Below are 15,914 nucleotides of genomic sequence, written 5' to 3'. Positions count from 1 at the left end.
ATACAGGAGGCTCTGAGCATGGACCTGAAAGACAAGACAATCCTCATCACCGGCTCGACCGACGGCGTCGGCCGCGTCGTCGCGCAAAGGCTGGGTGCCGCCGGCGCCCGCGTGCTGGTACACGGCCGCGATGCGGCGCGCGGCAAGGCAGTGGTCGCGGAAATCGAGGCCGCCGGCGGCAGAGCCGAGTTCTTCGCCGCCGACCTCGCCTCACTGACGGAGGTTCGCCGCCTCGCCGAGGCCGTCCGCGCCAAGACGAACCGGCTCGATATCCTCATCAACAATGCCGGCATCGGCACGGCCGGCGCCAAGAGACAGATCAGCGCCGACGGTTATGAACTGCGCTTCGCGGTCAACTATCTCGCCGGTTTCCTGCTGACCTCGGAACTTCTGCCGCTGCTGAAGGCGAGCGCACCGGCGCGCATCGTCAACGTCGCCTCGGCCGGCCAGCAGGCGATTGATTTCAGCGATGTCATGCTGACCCATGGCTATAGCGGCGTGCGCGCCTACTGCCAGAGCAAGCTGGCGCAGATCCTGCTCACCGTCGATCTGGCGGAAGAGCTGAAAGGCACCGGCGTCACCGTGAACGCGCTGCATCCGGCGAGCTACATGGACACGACCATGGTCCGCCAGGCCGGTGTGACACCATGGAGCTCTGTCGAAACCGGCGCCGACGCCATCGTCAATCTCGCCACCTCATCCGCGCTCGAAGGCCGCAGCGGCCTCTATTTCGACGGCCTGCGCCAAGCCCGCGCCGATGCCCAGGCCTACGACGCCAGGGCACGGCAGCAATTGCGAAGCCTCAGCCTCGACCTTGTCGGCTCGGCTTCCCCAGAACAGAAGGAACAGCATTCATGACCGCCAAAACCGAACACACAGTCATCATCGGCGGCTCGTCCGGCATCGGCCTGGCAACCGCGCGAAAACTGCTTGGCCCGGGCATGAAGGTGACCATCACCGGGCGCAACCAGGACAAGCTCAACGGCGCCTGGAAAAGCCTTGGCGGAGCCGCCGACAAGGCAGCATTCGATGCTTCGAAGCCGGATGAGGTCCGCCAGTTCTTCGAGCGCCTCGGCCCGTTCGACCATCTCGTTCTGGCGGCGAGTGGCGGCAAGGGCCTTGGCCCCTTCGAGACGCTCGACCTTGCCGATATCGGCAGCGGCGTCGAGGAGAAGGTGCGGCCGCAACTGTCCTGCCTGCAGGCCGCCTTGCCGACGCTGAACAAATCGGGATCGGTGACCTTCATTTCGGCGGTGTCGGCTCAGGTCGCCATGCCCGGCGTCGCCGGCATCGGTGCCGTCAACGGCATGCTGCTGACCGTGACGCCGATCCTGGCTGTCGAACTGAAGCCGCTGCGCGTCAACGTCGTCGCCCCCGGCGTCATCGACACGCCGTGGTGGGACTTTTTGCCCGACGAACAGCGGCAGGCGGTCTTTGCCGAATATGCCGGCAAGACGCCTGTCGGCAGGGTCGGCCGCGCCGAGGACGTCGCCTCGGCGATAGCCTTCCTCGTCTCCAATGGCTTCATGACCGGCCAAGTGCTGACCTGCGATGGCGGCCTGCGGTTTGCCGCGTGAGTAGAAGATTTAGAAATCAGACCCGCCAGAAGGGAGAATCTTCGCTTCCCGCTCCAGCTCTAGTTAGCATCGATCTAATTGACCATGGCGACGTACAGGGGCGTGGCGAGCAGCACTTTCTTCTTCCCATCCAGATACATAAGCCTCTTGGCGAGGAACTCGATTTCAGTGACCTCAGTCATCCTGTAGTCACCATCAGTGATCAGCTGCTGCCAGTTGCTTTGCTTCGTGTCGCCTGCATCCTTGCCAAGATAATTTTCCAATCTGCCTTCATCGAGTTCATCATTTTCGGAGTATTCGATCGCACTTTTCAAGTATGTCATAAGGCGCGGAACGTAGGAAAATCCATGCCCGATCGTTTCGCCATCTCTTGGCGAGCCGACCAAATGCGCCGATGAACCCGCAAGAAGAAATCTGGTCTCAGCGGACTTTCCTATGTAACCAGTGACTTTGGTACCGTCTCCGATGAGTCCGTATTTCACTGTCTTAGTGTCGGCTATCCACGAAGCCGGCTCGTCGATGGTACCCATGTCTTGGGTCTGCACAATATAGTCGGTAACCGCGTTTAGCCGCCGCACGCGATCCTCCAGGGTATTAACCTCAGTCGAAACCTTCGCTGAGAACACCTTTATGTCAAAACCGAATTCGGCACTGGCCTTCTGTTTAAACCCTAAGGGTATCTGAGGCAGGAGCATGTCCACCTTAGAGTCGGAAATGTACAAATAGTACTTCATTGCCACCCTCCTACCCTTGCTTCTAAGACACTTGCAAAATGCGTCATGCGCAGGCAACTCACGTTCGGACGCAAGTTATACTTCGGACCGAATATCACACCGTTGATAAGGTAACCAGCGGGGTGACGTTTGCGACCATCAGCGAGATGATCAGCGCCCTGACAACTGCTTCACCGATCGACGAGAGCTTTGACCAATCGCCTGGCCGAAGTCCCTGCACCCGCTACCGTTTTGCAGGATGATGTTTCATGACTGGCCTTACGCGAGCCTGCATATTCATATCAGACTTACGATGAAGCTCTAGCCCTCTGATATCCCAACGGCGCACGGCGGTTGGCGGCGTGTTCGAAAAGACCAAAGGCGGCGTCACAAGTAGCGGCTGACTAGCGCTAATCGACTGAAACCGAGAAGGTAAGGAGGCGCAATACGCTGACGACAACGGCAACCAAGCCATCAGCAGCTCATCCAACATACGGTGCGATCAGCGTCAGGAAACCACCGCCCAATGCGACGTTGCCGACGAAGCCGTTGATGCGCGCGGCGCGGTCCGGGCCCTGATGGTCCCAGAAATTGTGGAACATCGGCGTCGCGACGATCAGGAACAGCACCAGCACCGCGCAGGCGATCGCTGTCCACAGGCCTGCCATCACCAAGGCGCCGGCAAGGATCTGCAGGACGATGCCGGCCCACAGCGCCGGCCGCGCCTGCGGTACGCCGCGCTCGGCCATCAGCCCGGTGAGGAAGACCGCGTTCTGGATGTTGCGCAGGCCGGCGAAGACGAAGGCGCCGCCGAGCAGCAGGCGGCCGAGAAACAACAAGGTCGAAGGCAAATCGACCGGCATCAAACCCTTCCTTTGAAAACAGTTGGGGCGCCGCCTCCTCGACGGCGCCCCAAACACATCAGGACAATCAGGCCGCCTTGGCGGCCGGCATCGGATGAATGGCGTGGAACGGAATGCACAACCGGTTCCAGGTGTTGATCATGCCGAGCGCAACCGACAGCTTGACCAGTTCCTCTTCCGAGAAATGCTCCAGCGTGCGCGCATAGAGCTCATCCGATACGCCATTGTTGGCGATCAGCGTGACCGCCTCGGTCCAGGCGAAGGCGGCGCGCTCGCGTTCGGAAAACAGCGGCGATTCCTTCCAGGCCGCGACGAGGTAGAGGCGCTGCTCGGTTTCGCCATCGCGCCGCGCCTCGCGGCTGTGCATCTCGACGCAGTAGGAACAGCCATTGATCTGCGAAGCCCTGAGCTTGATCAGGTGCAGCAGGCTGACCTCGAGCCCGCATTCGTCGACCGCCTTGTTGAGCGCCGACACCGCCTTCATGATCTCGGGCGCCTTGGCGAAGAATTGCAGTCTCGGCTTCATCGTCTTTCCTTTCACATCTGCTTTGGGTTTTGGGGGTTGGAACTGGATTTCTGCGGCCGCTGGTGGCGTGCAACAAAGGCGCAGCTCGCGGCAAAGGATCTTGGATCGCCCTCCGCCGCGTAATCCGCCACGATGTCGGAGAGCTTCACTTCGGCGAGCGCTGCCCGATAGGCGCGCTCAGCCCTGAGCATCGCGGCATTGATGCCGCAGGGTTTGACATAGGCCGAGGCATCAATCTTGACCGGACCGTTGCGGCGGATTTCGCCGCAGCGAAACGCCTGCTCGCGCCCTTCGACCGCCAGCACGATGTCGAGCAGCGTGATGCGCTCGGCCGGCCGCGCCAGCCGGTAGCCGCCCGCCGGACCCGATACCGATTCCAAGATGCGCGCTGCAGTCAGCATGTTGAGATGCTTCAAAAGATAGCTCGGCGACAGGCCGAAACACTCTGCGAGAGCAGCACCCGGCATGGTGCTGTTGCCCTCGACGCTTGCCAGCGTGGCCGCGCAATGGATGGCCGCCTCAACGCCCTCGCCCAGCTTCATGATGCCGATCTCCTATTCATGGATATCTTTTATCTTGGATAATTTTTATCTGCAATAGGGAAATGCGAAAATCCTCATGTTCGCGATGGCGTCACAGGACCTGGGTTCCTCGCACCCCGCGAAGCGGGGGAGAGGTGGCCCGGCGAAGCCGGGACGGAGAGGGGGACGACCTCTACGAAGTCAAAACCGGTGAGGAATCAGGCGCAAACAAGATGAAAGGCTATCTGGAGCCTGGGTAAGCTCCCAGTCGTCCCGAAGGCCCCTCTCCGTCCCGGCTTCGCCGGGCCACCTCTCCCCACTCCGTGGGGCGAGGAACCCAAGTTCTGCCAAGCAGCCCTACCTGCGCTGGAACAAACCCTACTCCGCCGCCACCTTGGCCATCGGGTTGTTTGGGTGTGTCGTCCAATTGGCGTAGATCGGCGACACCGGCTTGCCGGTGCGCTGATCCATCGCGCCGGCGGCCAGCGGCTCCATGGTAATGCAATTGTCGACCGGGCAGACATTGACGCAGAGGTTGCAGCCGACGCACTCGGCCTCGATCACCTCGAAGTGTCTCACGCCATTGACCATGTTGGTGATCGCCTGGTGCGAAGTGTCCTCGCAGGCAATGTGGCAGCGACCGCATTTGATGCAGGCGTCCTGGTCGATACGCGCCTTGGCGACATAGTTGAGGTTGAGATACTGCCAGTCGGTGACGTTGGGCGTGGCGCGGCCGACGATGTCGTCGAGCGAGCGGTGGCCCTTCTCGTCCATCCAGTTTTCCAGACCGGCGATCATCTCCTGCACGATCTTGAAGCCATAGGTCATCGCCGCCGTGCAGACCTGCACATTGCCGGCGCCCAGCGCCATGAATTCGGCCGCGTCACGCCAGGTGGTGATGCCGCCAATGCCGGAGATGGGCAGCCCATGCGTTTCCGGATCGCGGGCGATTTCGGCCACCATGTTCATGGCGATCGGCTTCACCGCCGGGCCGCAATAGCCGCCATGCGAGCCCTTGCCGTCGATGGTCGGCTGCGGGGCGAAACTGTCGAGGTCGACCCCAGTGATCGAATTGATGGTGTTGATCAGCGACACCGCGTCGGTGCCGCCGGCGAGTGCGGCGCGCGCCGGCTTGCGCACATCGGTGATGTTGGGTGTCAGCTTGGTGATGACGGGCATGCGGGTGTTCTGCTTGCACCAGCGCACCACCATTTCAATGTATTCCGGCACCTGGCCGACGGCAGCACCCATGCCGCGTTCCGACATGCCGTGCGGGCAGCCGAAATTGAGCTCGATGCCGTCGGCTTCCGTCTCCTCGACCACCGGCAGGATCGCCTTCCAGCTCTCCTCGACACAAGGCACCATCAGCGAGACGACGATGGCGCGGTCGGGCCAATCCTTCTTGACCTGTTTAATTTCACGCAGATTGACCTGCAGGTCGCGGTCGGTGATCAGTTCGATGTTGTTGAGGCCGAGCAGGCGGCGGTCGGCGCCCCAGATCGCGCCATAGCGCGGGCCGTTGACGTTGACCACCGGCGGCCCTTCCTCGCCCAGCGTCTTCCACACCACGCCGCCCCACCCTGCCTTGAAGGCGCGGATGACGTTGTAGGCCTTGTCGGTCGGCGGCGCCGAGGCCAGCCAGAACGGATTTGGCGATTTGATGCCGACGAAATTGTTGTGGAGGTCTGCCATGACAGGTCCCTTTCAGCCGAGACGAAGAAGCAGTTCGACGGGTGCGAGAATGCCGCCTTCAAGCGCGGCGGTGATATTGGCAATCTTGGTGCGGGCATCTTCGCCCATGACCAGGCCGACGCCGGGCGCCGGCTTTTTTCCTTCCGCCTGCGCGGCGGCCATCCGAGCACGTATCGCGGCGAAGAATTCGACGGCGAAAGCACCACGCTGCCTCTCGGCGACGACGGAGAAGCCGCAAGCCGTAGCCGCCGAGCGATAGTCGTCGGGCGTGGCGACAAAGGACATGGTCTCGTTTGAGGCCCATGGCACGGGATAGGTTAGCGCGCCGGCCTTAAGCCGCATCACATCGTAGACCGCAAAAACGCCGCCCGGCTTGAGCACGCGCGCGGCCTCGCTCATCAGCTTCTTCTTGTCGGAAAGGTTCATGCCGACATGCAGGATCATGGCCGCGTCAAAGCTGGCGTTGGCGAATGGCATGTCCAGCGCGCTGCCTTGCACGAAGCGCGTCTTCTCCGCCATTCCCGTGCGCTTCGACAGGCTGGTCGCGATGTCGACATAGCTTTGCGTGAGATCGATGCCGGTGACATCGGCGCCGGCATTGTTGGCGGCAAAACGGGCCGGACCGCCTACCCCCGATCCGATGTCGAGCAGCCTGGCTCCAGGTTTCAAACCCATCTGGCCAAGCAGTTCCCTGGTGGCGGCGATGCCGCCAATGTGGAATTCGTCGACCGCTTCGAGATCGCCGGCACGCAGATGGGCAATGTCCACGCCGGTCTCGGCGAGCGCGGCAAGGATGCGCTGCTCAAGACCCGCTATGTCGTAGTGACGGGCGACGCCCGGTTCCACCGTGGCCATGATCCTTATCCCTGCGTCAGACTCCTGTTGATGCTCTCCGCCGCGTCGCGCCCTTGCGCCACGGCCGAAACCGTCAGGTCGTCGCCGCCAAAGATGCAGTCGCCGCCGGCCCAGACCTTGGCCAGCGAAGTGCGCCCTTCCGCGTCGACCTTGATGCGGCCGGCTTCGAGCTCGATCGACGTACCGCTGCCATTGAGTGCGGCCGGAACAAAGCTCTGGCCGATGGCCTTGAACACCTGGTCGGCAACCAGCGTCAGCGTCTCGCCTGTGCCGGCGAGCTTATCACCCTTCAATGCCGTGTATTCGAGTTCGATACCCGACACCTTGCCAGCCTCGGCGATCACCCGCTTCGGCTGCAGCCAGTGGCGGATGGTGACGCCATTGGCGGCGGCCAGGTCCTGCTCGAACCCGGAGGCGTTCATGTGCTCCTGGCCGCGCCGGTAGCAGATCGTCACCTCCTCGGCGCCAAGCAGTTTCGACTGCACGGCGGCGTCGATCGCCGTCATGCCGCCGCCGATGACGACGACGCGCCGGCCGACCGGCAGGCCGGAGAGATCGCTCGCCTGGCGCAGCTCGGCGATGAACTCCACCGCATTGGTGACGCCGGCGGCATCTTCGCCATCGGCGCGCAGCGCGTTGACGCCGCCAAGCCCCATGCCGAGGAACACCGCGTCGTAATTGCGGATCAGGTCGGAGAGCTGATAGTCGCGGCCGAGCGCCTTGCCGTTCTGGATGTCGATGCCGCCGATCGCGGTGACATAGTCGACCTCGGCCTGGGCGAAATTGTCGACGCTCTTATAGGCGGCGATGCCGTATTCGTTGAGGCCGCCGGCCTTCGGGCGCGCTTCCAGTATGGTGACGTCATGGCCATGGCGGGCGAGCCGGTGCGCGGCGGCAAGACCGGCCGGGCCGGCGCCGACCACGGCGACCGTTTTTCCGGTCGGCTCCGGGCGCGGGTAGAACTGCTTGTTCTCGGCCATGGCGACATCGGTGGCGTAGCGCTGCAGCCGCCCGATCTGCACCGGCTTGCCTTCCGCCACCTCGCGCACGCAGACCTCTTCGCACAGCGTTTCGGTCGGGCAGACGCGGGCGCACATGCCGCCCAAAATGTTCTGGTCGAAGATGGTTTTGGCCGAGCCGATCGGATTGCCGGTCGAGATCTGGCGGATGAACAGCGGAATGTCGATCGAGGTCGGGCACGCATTCATGCACGGCGCATCGTAGCAGAAATAGCAGCGGTCGGATTCGACCAGCGCCTCGTGATGATCGAGCGGCGGATGCAGGTCGGAAAAATTGTCCGCGTACTGCTCGGCCGCAAGCCGGCCGCCGACGATACCTTCCTTGAACTGGCCTTCTGGCATTGTCAGTTCCCCATGTTTTCGTTTTGGGGAAGGCTAGCACGTTTTATTTTTTTATCAATTGGTCAATTTTCAGCGCAAGCCGCTGAAAAGGTTCGATAAAAACATGATTTTTTCACTCATGTTATGCTGTGGACGGCTGCTCTTGTCGGACTGGATGGTGGTCCTCGCCGACCGGCCGGCCATGGAGTGCCCGGACCTCGTCCGCCACCAGTTGCTGCAGCCGCCACAGATTGCGGTCGTGGATGCCGAACGCTTCGAGGTGGCTGACCGTGTTGTAGAGATATTCCGCGCCGGACCCGATATGGCCGCAGGCTCTGGCCAACACGCTTGCCACCTTGTCCAGCGGCTGGCCGAGTGACGTTCCTCGCCCCTTGACGCCAACCCAGAAACCGAGCGCCCGTAGCCCGCCTTGCGCCGTATGCACCGGCAGCCACCGGACCGAGCTGACGCTCTCATGGTCGCTGATCTCACGCCGCAGAAGCCTTTCGATCTGGGCCGGCTTTTCGCCCTCCGGCAAGCGGTAGATCACCCCATTGCAGCGTCCGCCGCGCTCGAGCGCCATCATCAGCCCCGGCTGCGCGGCGCTGCCGCGCCAACGCACCATGTCGAGGCAGAAGGAGCGATGCCAGCCGAAGGCCGTGGCGAGCCGCTGCTCGACCGATTCGAATTCCGGCTTCCAGATCAGCGAGCCATAGGCGAACACCCAGAGAGGCCCCTCATCCGCTTCGCCGGAAAGCCGCAAGGCAAGGCTCTGGAAATCCCCGTCCTTCAACTCGGTCCAGCTTGGGTCCGGACCGGGATCGGCCTCTTCCCTGTGACACAGTGCGACAAGCTCTGGCGTGAGCGACATAAGGCGCATGAACAACCCCCTGCCGTACAGAAATCGAAAACCGCGGGGCGCGCAACCGGGGAACGCATGTCATGGGCAGACATTATTGTGCGGGTGGTTGTCGGATTTCCGCCGCCAGGATCGTCCTGCGGTGGATCGGACGACGATCAATGCTGAACGGTGAGGAGACCGACCATGCCAAAATCCCCGATGCCTTTCTTCTGGTACGAGCTGATGACAACAGACCTCGACGCCGCCGAGGCCTTTTATACCAAGGTTGTCGGCTGGACGGCGCAGCCTTTCGACAAAGCCCCCGGCATGCCGCGCTACATCGTCATGAATGTCGGCGAGCGCGGCGTCGGCGGCCTGATGACGATGCCCGAGGATGCCGCCAAGATGGGCATGCCGCCTGCCTGGCTCGGCTATATCCACACCAAAGATGTTGATGCCTCGACCAAGGCACTGAAGGCTGCTGGCGGCGCTGTGCACCGCGAGCCCGACGACATCCCCGGCGTCGGCCGCTTTGCCGTCGTCGCCGATCCGCAAGGCGCGACCTTCATGTTCCTGCAGCCCAACGGCCCCGACCAGCCCGTTGTGCCGGCCAGCACGCCTGGCCATATCGGCTGGCACGAGCTCTACACCAGCGATTGGAAGGCCGCGTTCGATTTCTATTCCGGCCAGTTCGGCTGGGCCAATGCCGGCGATTTCGACATGGGTCCGATGGGCACCTACCAGACTTTCACGGCCGGCCCCGAATCCGGCGGCGGCATCATGAACAAGCCGGCGCAAATCCCCGTCCCGGTCTGGCAGTTCTATTTCAACGTCACCGGCATCGACGCGGCGGCAAAACGCGTCACCGACAATGGCGGCAAGATCCTGATGGGGCCGATGGAGGTGCCCGGCGGCAGCTGGATCGTGCAATGCCAGGATCCGCAAGGCGCGCATTTCGCGCTGATGGCGCTGGTGCGCTGACGGCAACAGACACCGCTGGCACGAGGCGACGGCCTTTCATCACACCCCCGGGTGAAAGGCCGCATGCCTCTGCCTGGCCGACTTATTCCGGCGTCAGCACCGCGACCTTCAGTTCGGCCTTTTTCGCGCCACTGAACTGGACGGTGGCCGGGCCGGCCGCAAGCTTGAAACGCACGCTCTTGCGGATGCCGGGGCAGGTTTTCACGCCGCTATAGCCGGCCGATTTCACGGCCTTGCCGTCCTGGATGACATCGATCCAGGCCTCGCCCGACAGGCTGATCTGAATCGCCCCCTCAGCCGGCACCTCCACGCTGGCGACGGCACCGAACGTGCCCTCCGCCGGCGCGCGCTCGGGCGGCAGCGTAAAGCCGGCTTTCTCCGCCGGGACCAGTGCCAAATCCGCGGCAGCGCCCACCGCCAGCTCCGCTCCAGCCGGCGTGGCGGGCGCCGCGGCAAACAGCGCCTGTTCCCGCGTCACCGGCCATTTGAAGGCCTCGCAGCCGGCGTCCTCCGCCATGGCGAAGCTGGTGCATGCAAGGAGTGCGAATAGGCTGATGATAACTTTTTTCATGGCAAGGGAATCCACATGTTCAGAGTGTCCGTACTAATACAACCATAGCGTTATAAATGCAACCCAAACGAGAACAATATCAAAGGGCATACCGGTGAACATTTCCAATCACCGATTGTTGATGACGCGCCATGGGAAGTGAATGGTCCATCGCCGGGCAACAATCTATGGCCGGATCGGGAGGGTGAAAATGGAGTTTTAGATGAAGCTTTTCGAAGGCCTCTCCCGATACCGACCGCAGGCGCTCGGCGTGCTGCGCATCATGACCGCGCTGCAGTTTATCGAGCACGGCAGTCAGAAACTGTTCAATTTCCCCATCAGCGCCGATCCTCACGCCCTCACCGGGTTGACGACGACCGCCGCCATCCTCGAATTCGCCGGCGGCATTCTGCTGGCGCTTGGCCTGTTCACCCGCCCGGTCGCGTTCCTCCTGGCCGGTGAAATGGCGATCGCCTATTTTATGGCGCACTACCCGCGCGACTTCTTCCCGGCCAACAATGGCGGCGACGCGGCGATCTCCTTCTGCTTCATCTTCCTCTATCTGGTCTTCGCCGGCGCCGGCGCCTTCGCGCTGGACAACCGCAGCAAGGCCTGATGCTCCATGCGGGGGTGAGCCCTCAACCCCGCATCCGTTCGAAATTCGCATCGAACAGCGGCGCCGCTTGAATGCGCGCCGCGTGGCGCTTGCCCAGCAACTCGATTTCGAAGCCGTCACTCTCCTCGGCGATCTCCTTCGGCACATAACCGACGGCGACCGACTTTTTCGAATGATGGGCATAACCGCCCGACGTCACCCAGCCGCGCACCGCACCGCCGAACCAGATCGGCTCGTCGCCGATGACATCGGCGTCGCTGGCGTCGACAATGAAGGCTCGCAGCCGCAATTTGCCGCCTTGCTTGCGCTCGCTGAGCGCTGCCGCCTTGCCTATGAAATCGGCCTCCTTGCCATAGGCGACGAAGCGGTCGAGCCCGGCTTCGAGCGGCCCATAGATCGGCCGGTATTCGCGCCCCCATGAGCCGTAATTCTTCTCCAGCCTGAGCGCATTGAGCGCCCGCGAGCCGAACAGGCCGATGCCGAATTCCGCGCCCGCCGCCATCACGGCCTGGAAGGCGGCGCGCTGATACTCCGGCATCCTGATCGTCAAAGGCAGTTATTCGGCGCAATTCAAGCGAGCGATATACCGTTGTTTTCGAAAGCCGCGAGTTCTTTCAATCTGATACGTCCGGCTTTGCCGCAAGGTGATCGATAGTAGATAGGCTCGACAAGGGCGGTCCCCGGCAACACGTAGTCACGCGGTTCGCCTTTGCGGTAGTCGATCACGATGAACCACAGATGCGGCAGAGCGTTCTTCTGCGTCAGTGGCGCGCATGATCTGGCCGACGCTTTCACCTGCACCTCAATGACACGTCCATCCTTCCGTGCGATTAGATCGAGAACAGGAACATTGCGCTTGCGCTCATTGACGTGATCAACTGTCCAGCCCTGCGCTTCAAGCATTGCGACAGCACGTGCCTCGCCGAGATCACCCAGCGTTACACTGCGCTTCTGCCTCGTGGAACGTTCAGGGTCAGCGATATAGAGGCATGTCAGTCGAAACTGCGTAGTAATTGTTGACGCCGCGATATGTGGAAACGCTGCTCGCATATCCTCGATTGTCGCGCCTGGATTTGCGAGCGCCCACGCAGCGTACTGCGCGTAAGGCTTACGAGACGACAGTCCGTTGCTTCCGTCTTGGTTCATCTCAAACTCCTACCAAAATCGAGCATGAAACGAAATGGAATGCCTGCATGGACGGAATCGGCATCGATCCGCTCGGCAACGCGTGGCAGGCTCTTCGCCTGATCCGAATGGCGAGCGAGCAAACATATTTGCCTGGTGTCTTACCCAGCGAAGAAACGGTGTTCGTTCCTTACAGGCCCGAACCAATCCATGAGGGCGAGGCATTGGCCAAGGAGATCATTGAGCCCGGTTGAACGGCTGGCGAAATAAGCACTACCAGGCGATGCGCTGGCGTCTCGCGGGCCCGGGCTGCTCGGCAGGCCATGCTTCTGCCAAAAGCCGTAGTTCGCTTAACCCCGATCCTCGATGGATTACGACTTACGTTGGGCTCGCCGATTGTTACTACGATTATGCTGGAGACGGTTTCCTGTGAGCGGCCGTCACTAAGAACTTGAGCAGGGCACAGAATGGTGGCTTGCTTCGCTTTAGTCAGAAACCTGTTGATCGGCATTGCATTCATGAGCCAGCTTCTGAGCGCGATCTTCAAGCCCGACAGCCGGGCGGAAGCTGACCGAGCGAAGTTTCTGTCGCGAATGTTCGGCATATTCTCCGAGAGGATTGTCTCGCTTTGGTGTTGTGACGAGCGATCGCCTTACCAAGACATCGGTCGCCCCACGGTAAAAACTAGCATGGCCGACCGGGGCTACACGCTGGACTTCACCCTGCGAGACCGGAAGACCGGTGCGCTATACGTTGCCGAGATGAAGTGCGAGATCGAATACCAAAGCTTCCGATACTTCATTCTGATGAACGCTGAGCAGCTTAAACATCACAAAAAGCCGGCCTTCGAAGTTTTCTTGCGATCAGCTCGGCCATCGGAAGACCTCCAGGTATGGGTTCGCAAAAAGAAGATGCTGACCGCTGGCGCAATTCTCATCTGGGGCGCGGTGTCGCCTTCTGGCCGCATGAGCGCCATCGAGGAGTTTGGCTTAAGAGACGCTCTTTCGCTCGACGAGATGTGTCGCGATCTTATCTCTTGGAAGTGCCAGCGGTATGAGGCCCTGCTGAGTGAGCGCCGAGCTTGGAGCATTCAACTTTTCGATGGACTGCTGAGCTCTGACTTTGACCAGCGAAGCTCCAGCGGTGAGCTACCCACGACGTAATACCGCAACTACACGACCGCTGCAGCGCCTGACGCATGATGGGACGCGCTCACCCCCGCATCCGCTCGAAATTCGCATCGAACAGCGGCGCTGCCTGGATGCGCGCCGCATGGCGCTTGCCCAGCAACTCGATTTCGAAGCCGTCGCTCTCGTCGGCGATCTCCTTCGGCACATAACCGACGGCGACCGACTTTTTCGAGTGATGGGCATAGCCGCCCGACGTCACCCACCCGCGCACCGCGCCGCCGAACCAGATCGGCTCGTCGCCAATGACATCGGCATCTTGCGTCTCGACGATGAAGGCGCGCAGTCGCAGTTTGCCGCCTTGCTTGCGCTCGGCCAGCGCTGCCGCCTTGCCGATGAAATCGGCCTCCTTGCCATAGGCGACGAAGCGGTCGAGCCCGGCTTCGAGCGGCCCATAGATCGGCCGGTATTCGCGCCCCCATGAGCCGTAATTCTTTTCCAGCCTGAGCGCATTGAGCGCCCGCGAGCCGAACAGGCCGATGCCGAATTCCGCGCCCGCCGCCATCAGCGCATGGAGCACCGCGCGCTGATATTCCGGCGCCACCCAGATCTCATAGCCGAGATCGCCGGTGTAGCTGACGCGGCCGACCAGGCATGGCGCCATGCCGATATCCATCCTGGCCACCGCCATGAACGGAAACGCCGCGTTCGAAACATCAGCGCGGCTGACCTTGGCCAACACTTCCCGCGCCTTCGGCCCGGCAATCGCAAGGCCGGTGAGTTTCGCGCCCAGCGCCTCGATGTGAACCGAGCCGTCGCCTGGCAGATGCGCCTCGAACCAGCGCATGTGATATTGCTCGGCAATGCCAGAGCCGGCGAGGAACCAGCCGTCTAAGCCGAGATTGGCCAGCGTGAAATCGCCGATCAGTCTGCCGTCGTCTTTCAGCATCGGCGCCAGCGTCATGCGGCCGGGCTTCGGCAATTTGCAGGCGAGCATGCGGTCGAGCCAGGCAGCCGCCCCCTCGCCCGTCACCTTGTATTTGGCGAAGCTCGAAATCTCCGCCAGGCCGACGCCGTCGCGAACCGTCGCGACCTCCCCAGCGACATGGGTGAAATCGCTGGAACGCCGCCAGGAGAACTCGTCCTTGATGCCTTCCGGCGCATACCAGAGCGGCACTTCCAGCCCGTAGGCGACGCCAAACTGCGCGCCTTTGGCCGACAGAAGATCGTAGACCGGCGTCGTCTTCAGCGGCCGTCCGGCCGGCAGTTCCTCGTTGGGGAAGCGGATCGAAAACCGCCTGGAATAGTTCTCACGCACCTTGGCGTTGGTGTAGGCCATCGTCGCCCAGTCGCCGTAGCGCGCCACGTCCATCGCCCAGATGTCGGCGCCGGGATCGCCCTCGATCATCCAGTTGGACAGTGCGAGACCAACCCCGCCGCCCTGCGAAAAGCCGGCCATGACGCCGCAGGCGACCCAGAAGCCGGGAAGGCCGCGCACCGGCCCGACCAGCGGATTGCCGTCCGGCGCGAAGGTGAACGGCCCGTTGATGATCTGCTTGATGCCGGTGTGCTGGAAGGCCGGGAAGTGGCGGAAGCCGACTTCGAGCGACGGCGCAATGCGGTCGATGTCCGGCGCCAGCAATTCATGGCCGAAATTCCATGGTGTCTGGTACTCGGACCATGGCTTGTTGGCCTTCTCGTAGGTGCCCATCAGCATGCCGCCGCGCTCCTGGCGCAGGTAAAGTTCGCCGTCGAAATCGACCGCGTGCATGATCTCGGTGCCGGTTTTGGCGTTCCAGGCGGCGACCTCCGGCATGTCCTCGGTGATCAGATACATGTGCTCCATGGCCAGCACCGGCAGCTCGAGGCCAACCATGCGGCCGACCTCGCGCGCCCACAGGCCGCCGGCATTGACGATATGCTCGGCCACCACCTCGCCCTTGTTGGTGATGACGCGCCACAGCCCGTCGGGACGCCGCACGATGTCCTCGACCTTGGTGAAGCGCTCCACCTCCGCTCCAAGCTTCCGCGCCGCCTTGGCATAGGCATGGGTGACGCCCGACGGATCGAGATGGCCATCCTCCTTGTTCCTGACGGCGCCGACGAACTGCTTGGGATCGAGCAGCGGCATCAGCTCGGCCGCCTCTCTCGGCGAGATCACTTCCAGGTCGATGCCGAGATAGCGGCCCTTGGCGACGACGCCGCGCAGCCAGTCCAGCCGCGCCTCGGTCGCGGCAAGCAGCACGCCGCCGGTCAGGTGCACCCCGGTCGCCTGTCCCGACAGCTCCTCGATCTCCTTGTAGAGGCTGATCGTGTATTTCTGCAGCTTGGCGACGTTGGGGTCGCCATTGATCGTGTGCATGCCGCCCGCCGCGTGCCAGGTCGAGCCTGATGTCAGCTCGTCGCGCTCCAAAAGCACCACGTCGGTCCAGCCATGGCGGGCGAGATGGAACAGCACGGAACACCCGACGACCCCGCCGCCAATGACCACGACCTTTGCATGCGATTTCATGGATTTTTCTCTGATATCAGTGAGTTGGAGAGATAAAATGAATCTGAAAGGCAGCGCCAGGCACCCCCCTCTGGC

Annotated in this window: 17 protein-coding genes and 1 pseudogene; 6 read left to right on the top strand and 12 right to left on the bottom strand. The window is 62.2% G+C overall.

The window, feature by feature from the left end; translation table 11 throughout:
- The first annotated feature begins 18 nt into the window (after positions 1-18).
- Both CKW40_RS22720 and CKW40_RS22715 read left to right on the top strand, forming a co-directional pair.
- Complete coding sequence (locus CKW40_RS22720) at positions 19-858, top strand: SDR family NAD(P)-dependent oxidoreductase (RefSeq protein ID WP_095202099.1); 840 nt, start codon at positions 19-21, stop codon at positions 856-858.
- Complete coding sequence (locus CKW40_RS22715) at positions 855-1,577, top strand: SDR family oxidoreductase (protein ID WP_095202098.1); 723 nt, start codon at positions 855-857, stop codon at positions 1,575-1,577. The genes CKW40_RS22720 and CKW40_RS22715 overlap by 4 nt, the downstream gene beginning before the upstream one ends.
- 74 nt (positions 1,578-1,651) lie before the next feature.
- Here CKW40_RS22715 and CKW40_RS22710 read toward each other — a convergent pair whose 3' ends face one another.
- The 8 genes from CKW40_RS22710 to CKW40_RS22675 all read right to left on the bottom strand — a co-directional run bounded on the left by CKW40_RS22710 (position 1,652) and on the right by CKW40_RS22675 (position 8,967).
- Positions 1,652-2,311: a DUF7019 family protein gene (locus CKW40_RS22710; protein WP_095202097.1), complete on the bottom strand. Its 660-nt coding sequence runs from the start codon at positions 2,309-2,311 to the stop codon at positions 1,652-1,654.
- A gap of 461 nt (positions 2,312-2,772) precedes the next feature.
- The gene (locus CKW40_RS22705) at positions 2,773-3,153 is read right to left on the bottom strand and encodes a DoxX family protein (RefSeq protein WP_095202096.1); all 381 of its coding nucleotides are present in this window, start codon (positions 3,151-3,153) and stop codon (positions 2,773-2,775) included.
- Between the two features lie 67 nt (positions 3,154-3,220).
- Positions 3,221-3,679 carry a carboxymuconolactone decarboxylase family protein gene (locus tag CKW40_RS22700; RefSeq protein ID WP_095202095.1) on the bottom strand — a complete coding sequence of 153 codons (459 nt, stop codon included), beginning with the start codon at positions 3,677-3,679 and terminating at the stop codon, positions 3,221-3,223.
- A gap of 11 nt (positions 3,680-3,690) precedes the next feature.
- On the bottom strand, positions 3,691-4,221 hold the full coding sequence (locus CKW40_RS22695; RefSeq protein ID WP_095202094.1) for an RrF2 family transcriptional regulator: 531 nt from the start codon (positions 4,219-4,221) through the stop codon (positions 3,691-3,693).
- Positions 4,222-4,578: 357 nt separating this feature from the next.
- The gene (gene preA / locus CKW40_RS22690; RefSeq protein ID WP_095202093.1) at positions 4,579-5,892 is read right to left on the bottom strand and encodes an NAD-dependent dihydropyrimidine dehydrogenase subunit PreA; all 1,314 of its coding nucleotides are present in this window, start codon (positions 5,890-5,892) and stop codon (positions 4,579-4,581) included.
- A 12-nt stretch (positions 5,893-5,904) separates the two neighbouring features.
- Complete coding sequence (locus CKW40_RS22685; RefSeq protein ID WP_095202092.1) at positions 5,905-6,747, bottom strand: class I SAM-dependent methyltransferase; 843 nt, start codon at positions 6,745-6,747, stop codon at positions 5,905-5,907.
- Positions 6,748-6,752: 5 nt separating this feature from the next.
- A complete protein-coding gene (locus CKW40_RS22680) occupies positions 6,753-8,108 on the bottom strand; it encodes an NAD(P)-dependent oxidoreductase (RefSeq protein WP_095202091.1) in 1,356 nt (451 codons plus the stop codon).
- Between the two features lie 121 nt (positions 8,109-8,229).
- The gene (locus CKW40_RS22675; protein WP_095202288.1) at positions 8,230-8,967 is read right to left on the bottom strand and encodes a gamma-glutamylcyclotransferase; all 738 of its coding nucleotides are present in this window, start codon (positions 8,965-8,967) and stop codon (positions 8,230-8,232) included.
- A 165-nt stretch (positions 8,968-9,132) separates the two neighbouring features.
- Between CKW40_RS22675 and CKW40_RS22670 the strand changes: the two genes are divergently transcribed.
- Positions 9,133-9,909 (top strand): VOC family protein, encoded by a 777-nt coding sequence (locus tag CKW40_RS22670; RefSeq protein ID WP_095202090.1) that lies wholly within the window; start codon positions 9,133-9,135, stop codon positions 9,907-9,909.
- Between the two features lie 82 nt (positions 9,910-9,991).
- Here the strand turns inward: CKW40_RS22670 and CKW40_RS22665 are convergent, their stop codons facing one another.
- Complete coding sequence (locus CKW40_RS22665; protein WP_095202089.1) at positions 9,992-10,480, bottom strand: hypothetical protein; 489 nt, start codon at positions 10,478-10,480, stop codon at positions 9,992-9,994.
- Between the two features lie 202 nt (positions 10,481-10,682).
- Between CKW40_RS22665 and CKW40_RS22660 the strand changes: the two genes are divergently transcribed.
- On the top strand, positions 10,683-11,075 hold the full coding sequence (locus CKW40_RS22660; RefSeq protein ID WP_095202088.1) for a DoxX family protein: 393 nt from the start codon (positions 10,683-10,685) through the stop codon (positions 11,073-11,075).
- A gap of 22 nt (positions 11,076-11,097) precedes the next feature.
- Here the strand turns inward: CKW40_RS22660 and CKW40_RS22655 are convergent.
- Together CKW40_RS22655 and CKW40_RS43085 are read right to left on the bottom strand one after the other, a co-directional pair.
- Positions 11,098-11,610 (bottom strand): annotated as a pseudogene (locus CKW40_RS22655) (glycine cleavage T C-terminal barrel domain-containing protein); the annotation flags it as partial.
- A 35-nt stretch (positions 11,611-11,645) separates the two neighbouring features.
- Entirely contained in the window at positions 11,646-12,221 is a 576-nt protein-coding gene (locus tag CKW40_RS43085; protein WP_143748361.1) for a PDDEXK-like family protein, read from the bottom strand.
- 47 nt (positions 12,222-12,268) lie between these two features.
- Between CKW40_RS43085 and CKW40_RS22645 the strand changes: the two genes are divergently transcribed.
- Positions 12,269-12,454: a hypothetical protein gene (locus CKW40_RS22645; protein WP_095202086.1), complete on the top strand. Its 186-nt coding sequence runs from the start codon at positions 12,269-12,271 to the stop codon at positions 12,452-12,454.
- A 246-nt stretch (positions 12,455-12,700) separates the two neighbouring features.
- The gene (locus CKW40_RS22640; protein ID WP_244571254.1) at positions 12,701-13,363 is read left to right on the top strand and encodes a hypothetical protein; all 663 of its coding nucleotides are present in this window, start codon (positions 12,701-12,703) and stop codon (positions 13,361-13,363) included.
- A 49-nt stretch (positions 13,364-13,412) separates the two neighbouring features.
- Here CKW40_RS22640 and CKW40_RS22635 read toward each other — a convergent pair whose 3' ends face one another.
- Complete coding sequence (locus CKW40_RS22635) at positions 13,413-15,839, bottom strand: GcvT family protein (protein WP_095202085.1); 2,427 nt, start codon at positions 15,837-15,839, stop codon at positions 13,413-13,415.
- Positions 15,840-15,914 lie beyond the last annotated feature (75 nt).

The sequence above is a fragment of the Mesorhizobium carmichaelinearum genome (genome assembly GCF_900199455.1).
Classification (GTDB): Bacteria; Pseudomonadota; Alphaproteobacteria; order Rhizobiales; family Rhizobiaceae; genus Mesorhizobium; species Mesorhizobium carmichaelinearum.
Note: the sequence above shows the minus strand (reverse complement) of the source record. Positions and strands in the feature narration are given on the sequence as shown.

Bases quoted from the DNA above. Each gene is read 5' to 3' on its own strand.
- CKW40_RS22720 (WP_095202099.1), top strand. From the start codon at position 19: ATGGACCTGAAAGACAAGACAATCCTCATCACCGGCTCGACCGACGGC.
- CKW40_RS22715 (WP_095202098.1), top strand. From the start codon at position 855: ATGACCGCCAAAACCGAACACACAGTCATCATCGGCGGCTCGTCCGGC.
- CKW40_RS22710 (WP_095202097.1), bottom strand. From the start codon at position 2,311: ATGAAGTACTATTTGTACATTTCCGACTCTAAGGTGGACATGCTCCTG.
- CKW40_RS22705 (WP_095202096.1), bottom strand. From the start codon at position 3,153: ATGCCGGTCGATTTGCCTTCGACCTTGTTGTTTCTCGGCCGCCTGCTG.
- CKW40_RS22700 (WP_095202095.1), bottom strand. From the start codon at position 3,679: ATGAAGCCGAGACTGCAATTCTTCGCCAAGGCGCCCGAGATCATGAAG.
- CKW40_RS22695 (WP_095202094.1), bottom strand. From the start codon at position 4,221: ATGAAGCTGGGCGAGGGCGTTGAGGCGGCCATCCATTGCGCGGCCACG.
- preA (WP_095202093.1), bottom strand. From the start codon at position 5,892: ATGGCAGACCTCCACAACAATTTCGTCGGCATCAAATCGCCAAATCCG.
- CKW40_RS22685 (WP_095202092.1), bottom strand. From the start codon at position 6,747: ATGGCCACGGTGGAACCGGGCGTCGCCCGTCACTACGACATAGCGGGT.
- CKW40_RS22680 (WP_095202091.1), bottom strand. From the start codon at position 8,108: ATGCCAGAAGGCCAGTTCAAGGAAGGTATCGTCGGCGGCCGGCTTGCG.
- CKW40_RS22675 (WP_095202288.1), bottom strand. From the start codon at position 8,967: ATGCGCCTTATGTCGCTCACGCCAGAGCTTGTCGCACTGTGTCACAGG.
- CKW40_RS22670 (WP_095202090.1), top strand. From the start codon at position 9,133: ATGCCAAAATCCCCGATGCCTTTCTTCTGGTACGAGCTGATGACAACA.
- CKW40_RS22665 (WP_095202089.1), bottom strand. From the start codon at position 10,480: ATGAAAAAAGTTATCATCAGCCTATTCGCACTCCTTGCATGCACCAGC.
- CKW40_RS22660 (WP_095202088.1), top strand. From the start codon at position 10,683: ATGAAGCTTTTCGAAGGCCTCTCCCGATACCGACCGCAGGCGCTCGGC.
- CKW40_RS43085 (WP_143748361.1), bottom strand. From the start codon at position 12,221: ATGAACCAAGACGGAAGCAACGGACTGTCGTCTCGTAAGCCTTACGCG.
- CKW40_RS22645 (WP_095202086.1), top strand. From the start codon at position 12,269: ATGGACGGAATCGGCATCGATCCGCTCGGCAACGCGTGGCAGGCTCTT.
- CKW40_RS22635 (WP_095202085.1), bottom strand. From the start codon at position 15,839: ATGAAATCGCATGCAAAGGTCGTGGTCATTGGCGGCGGGGTCGTCGGG.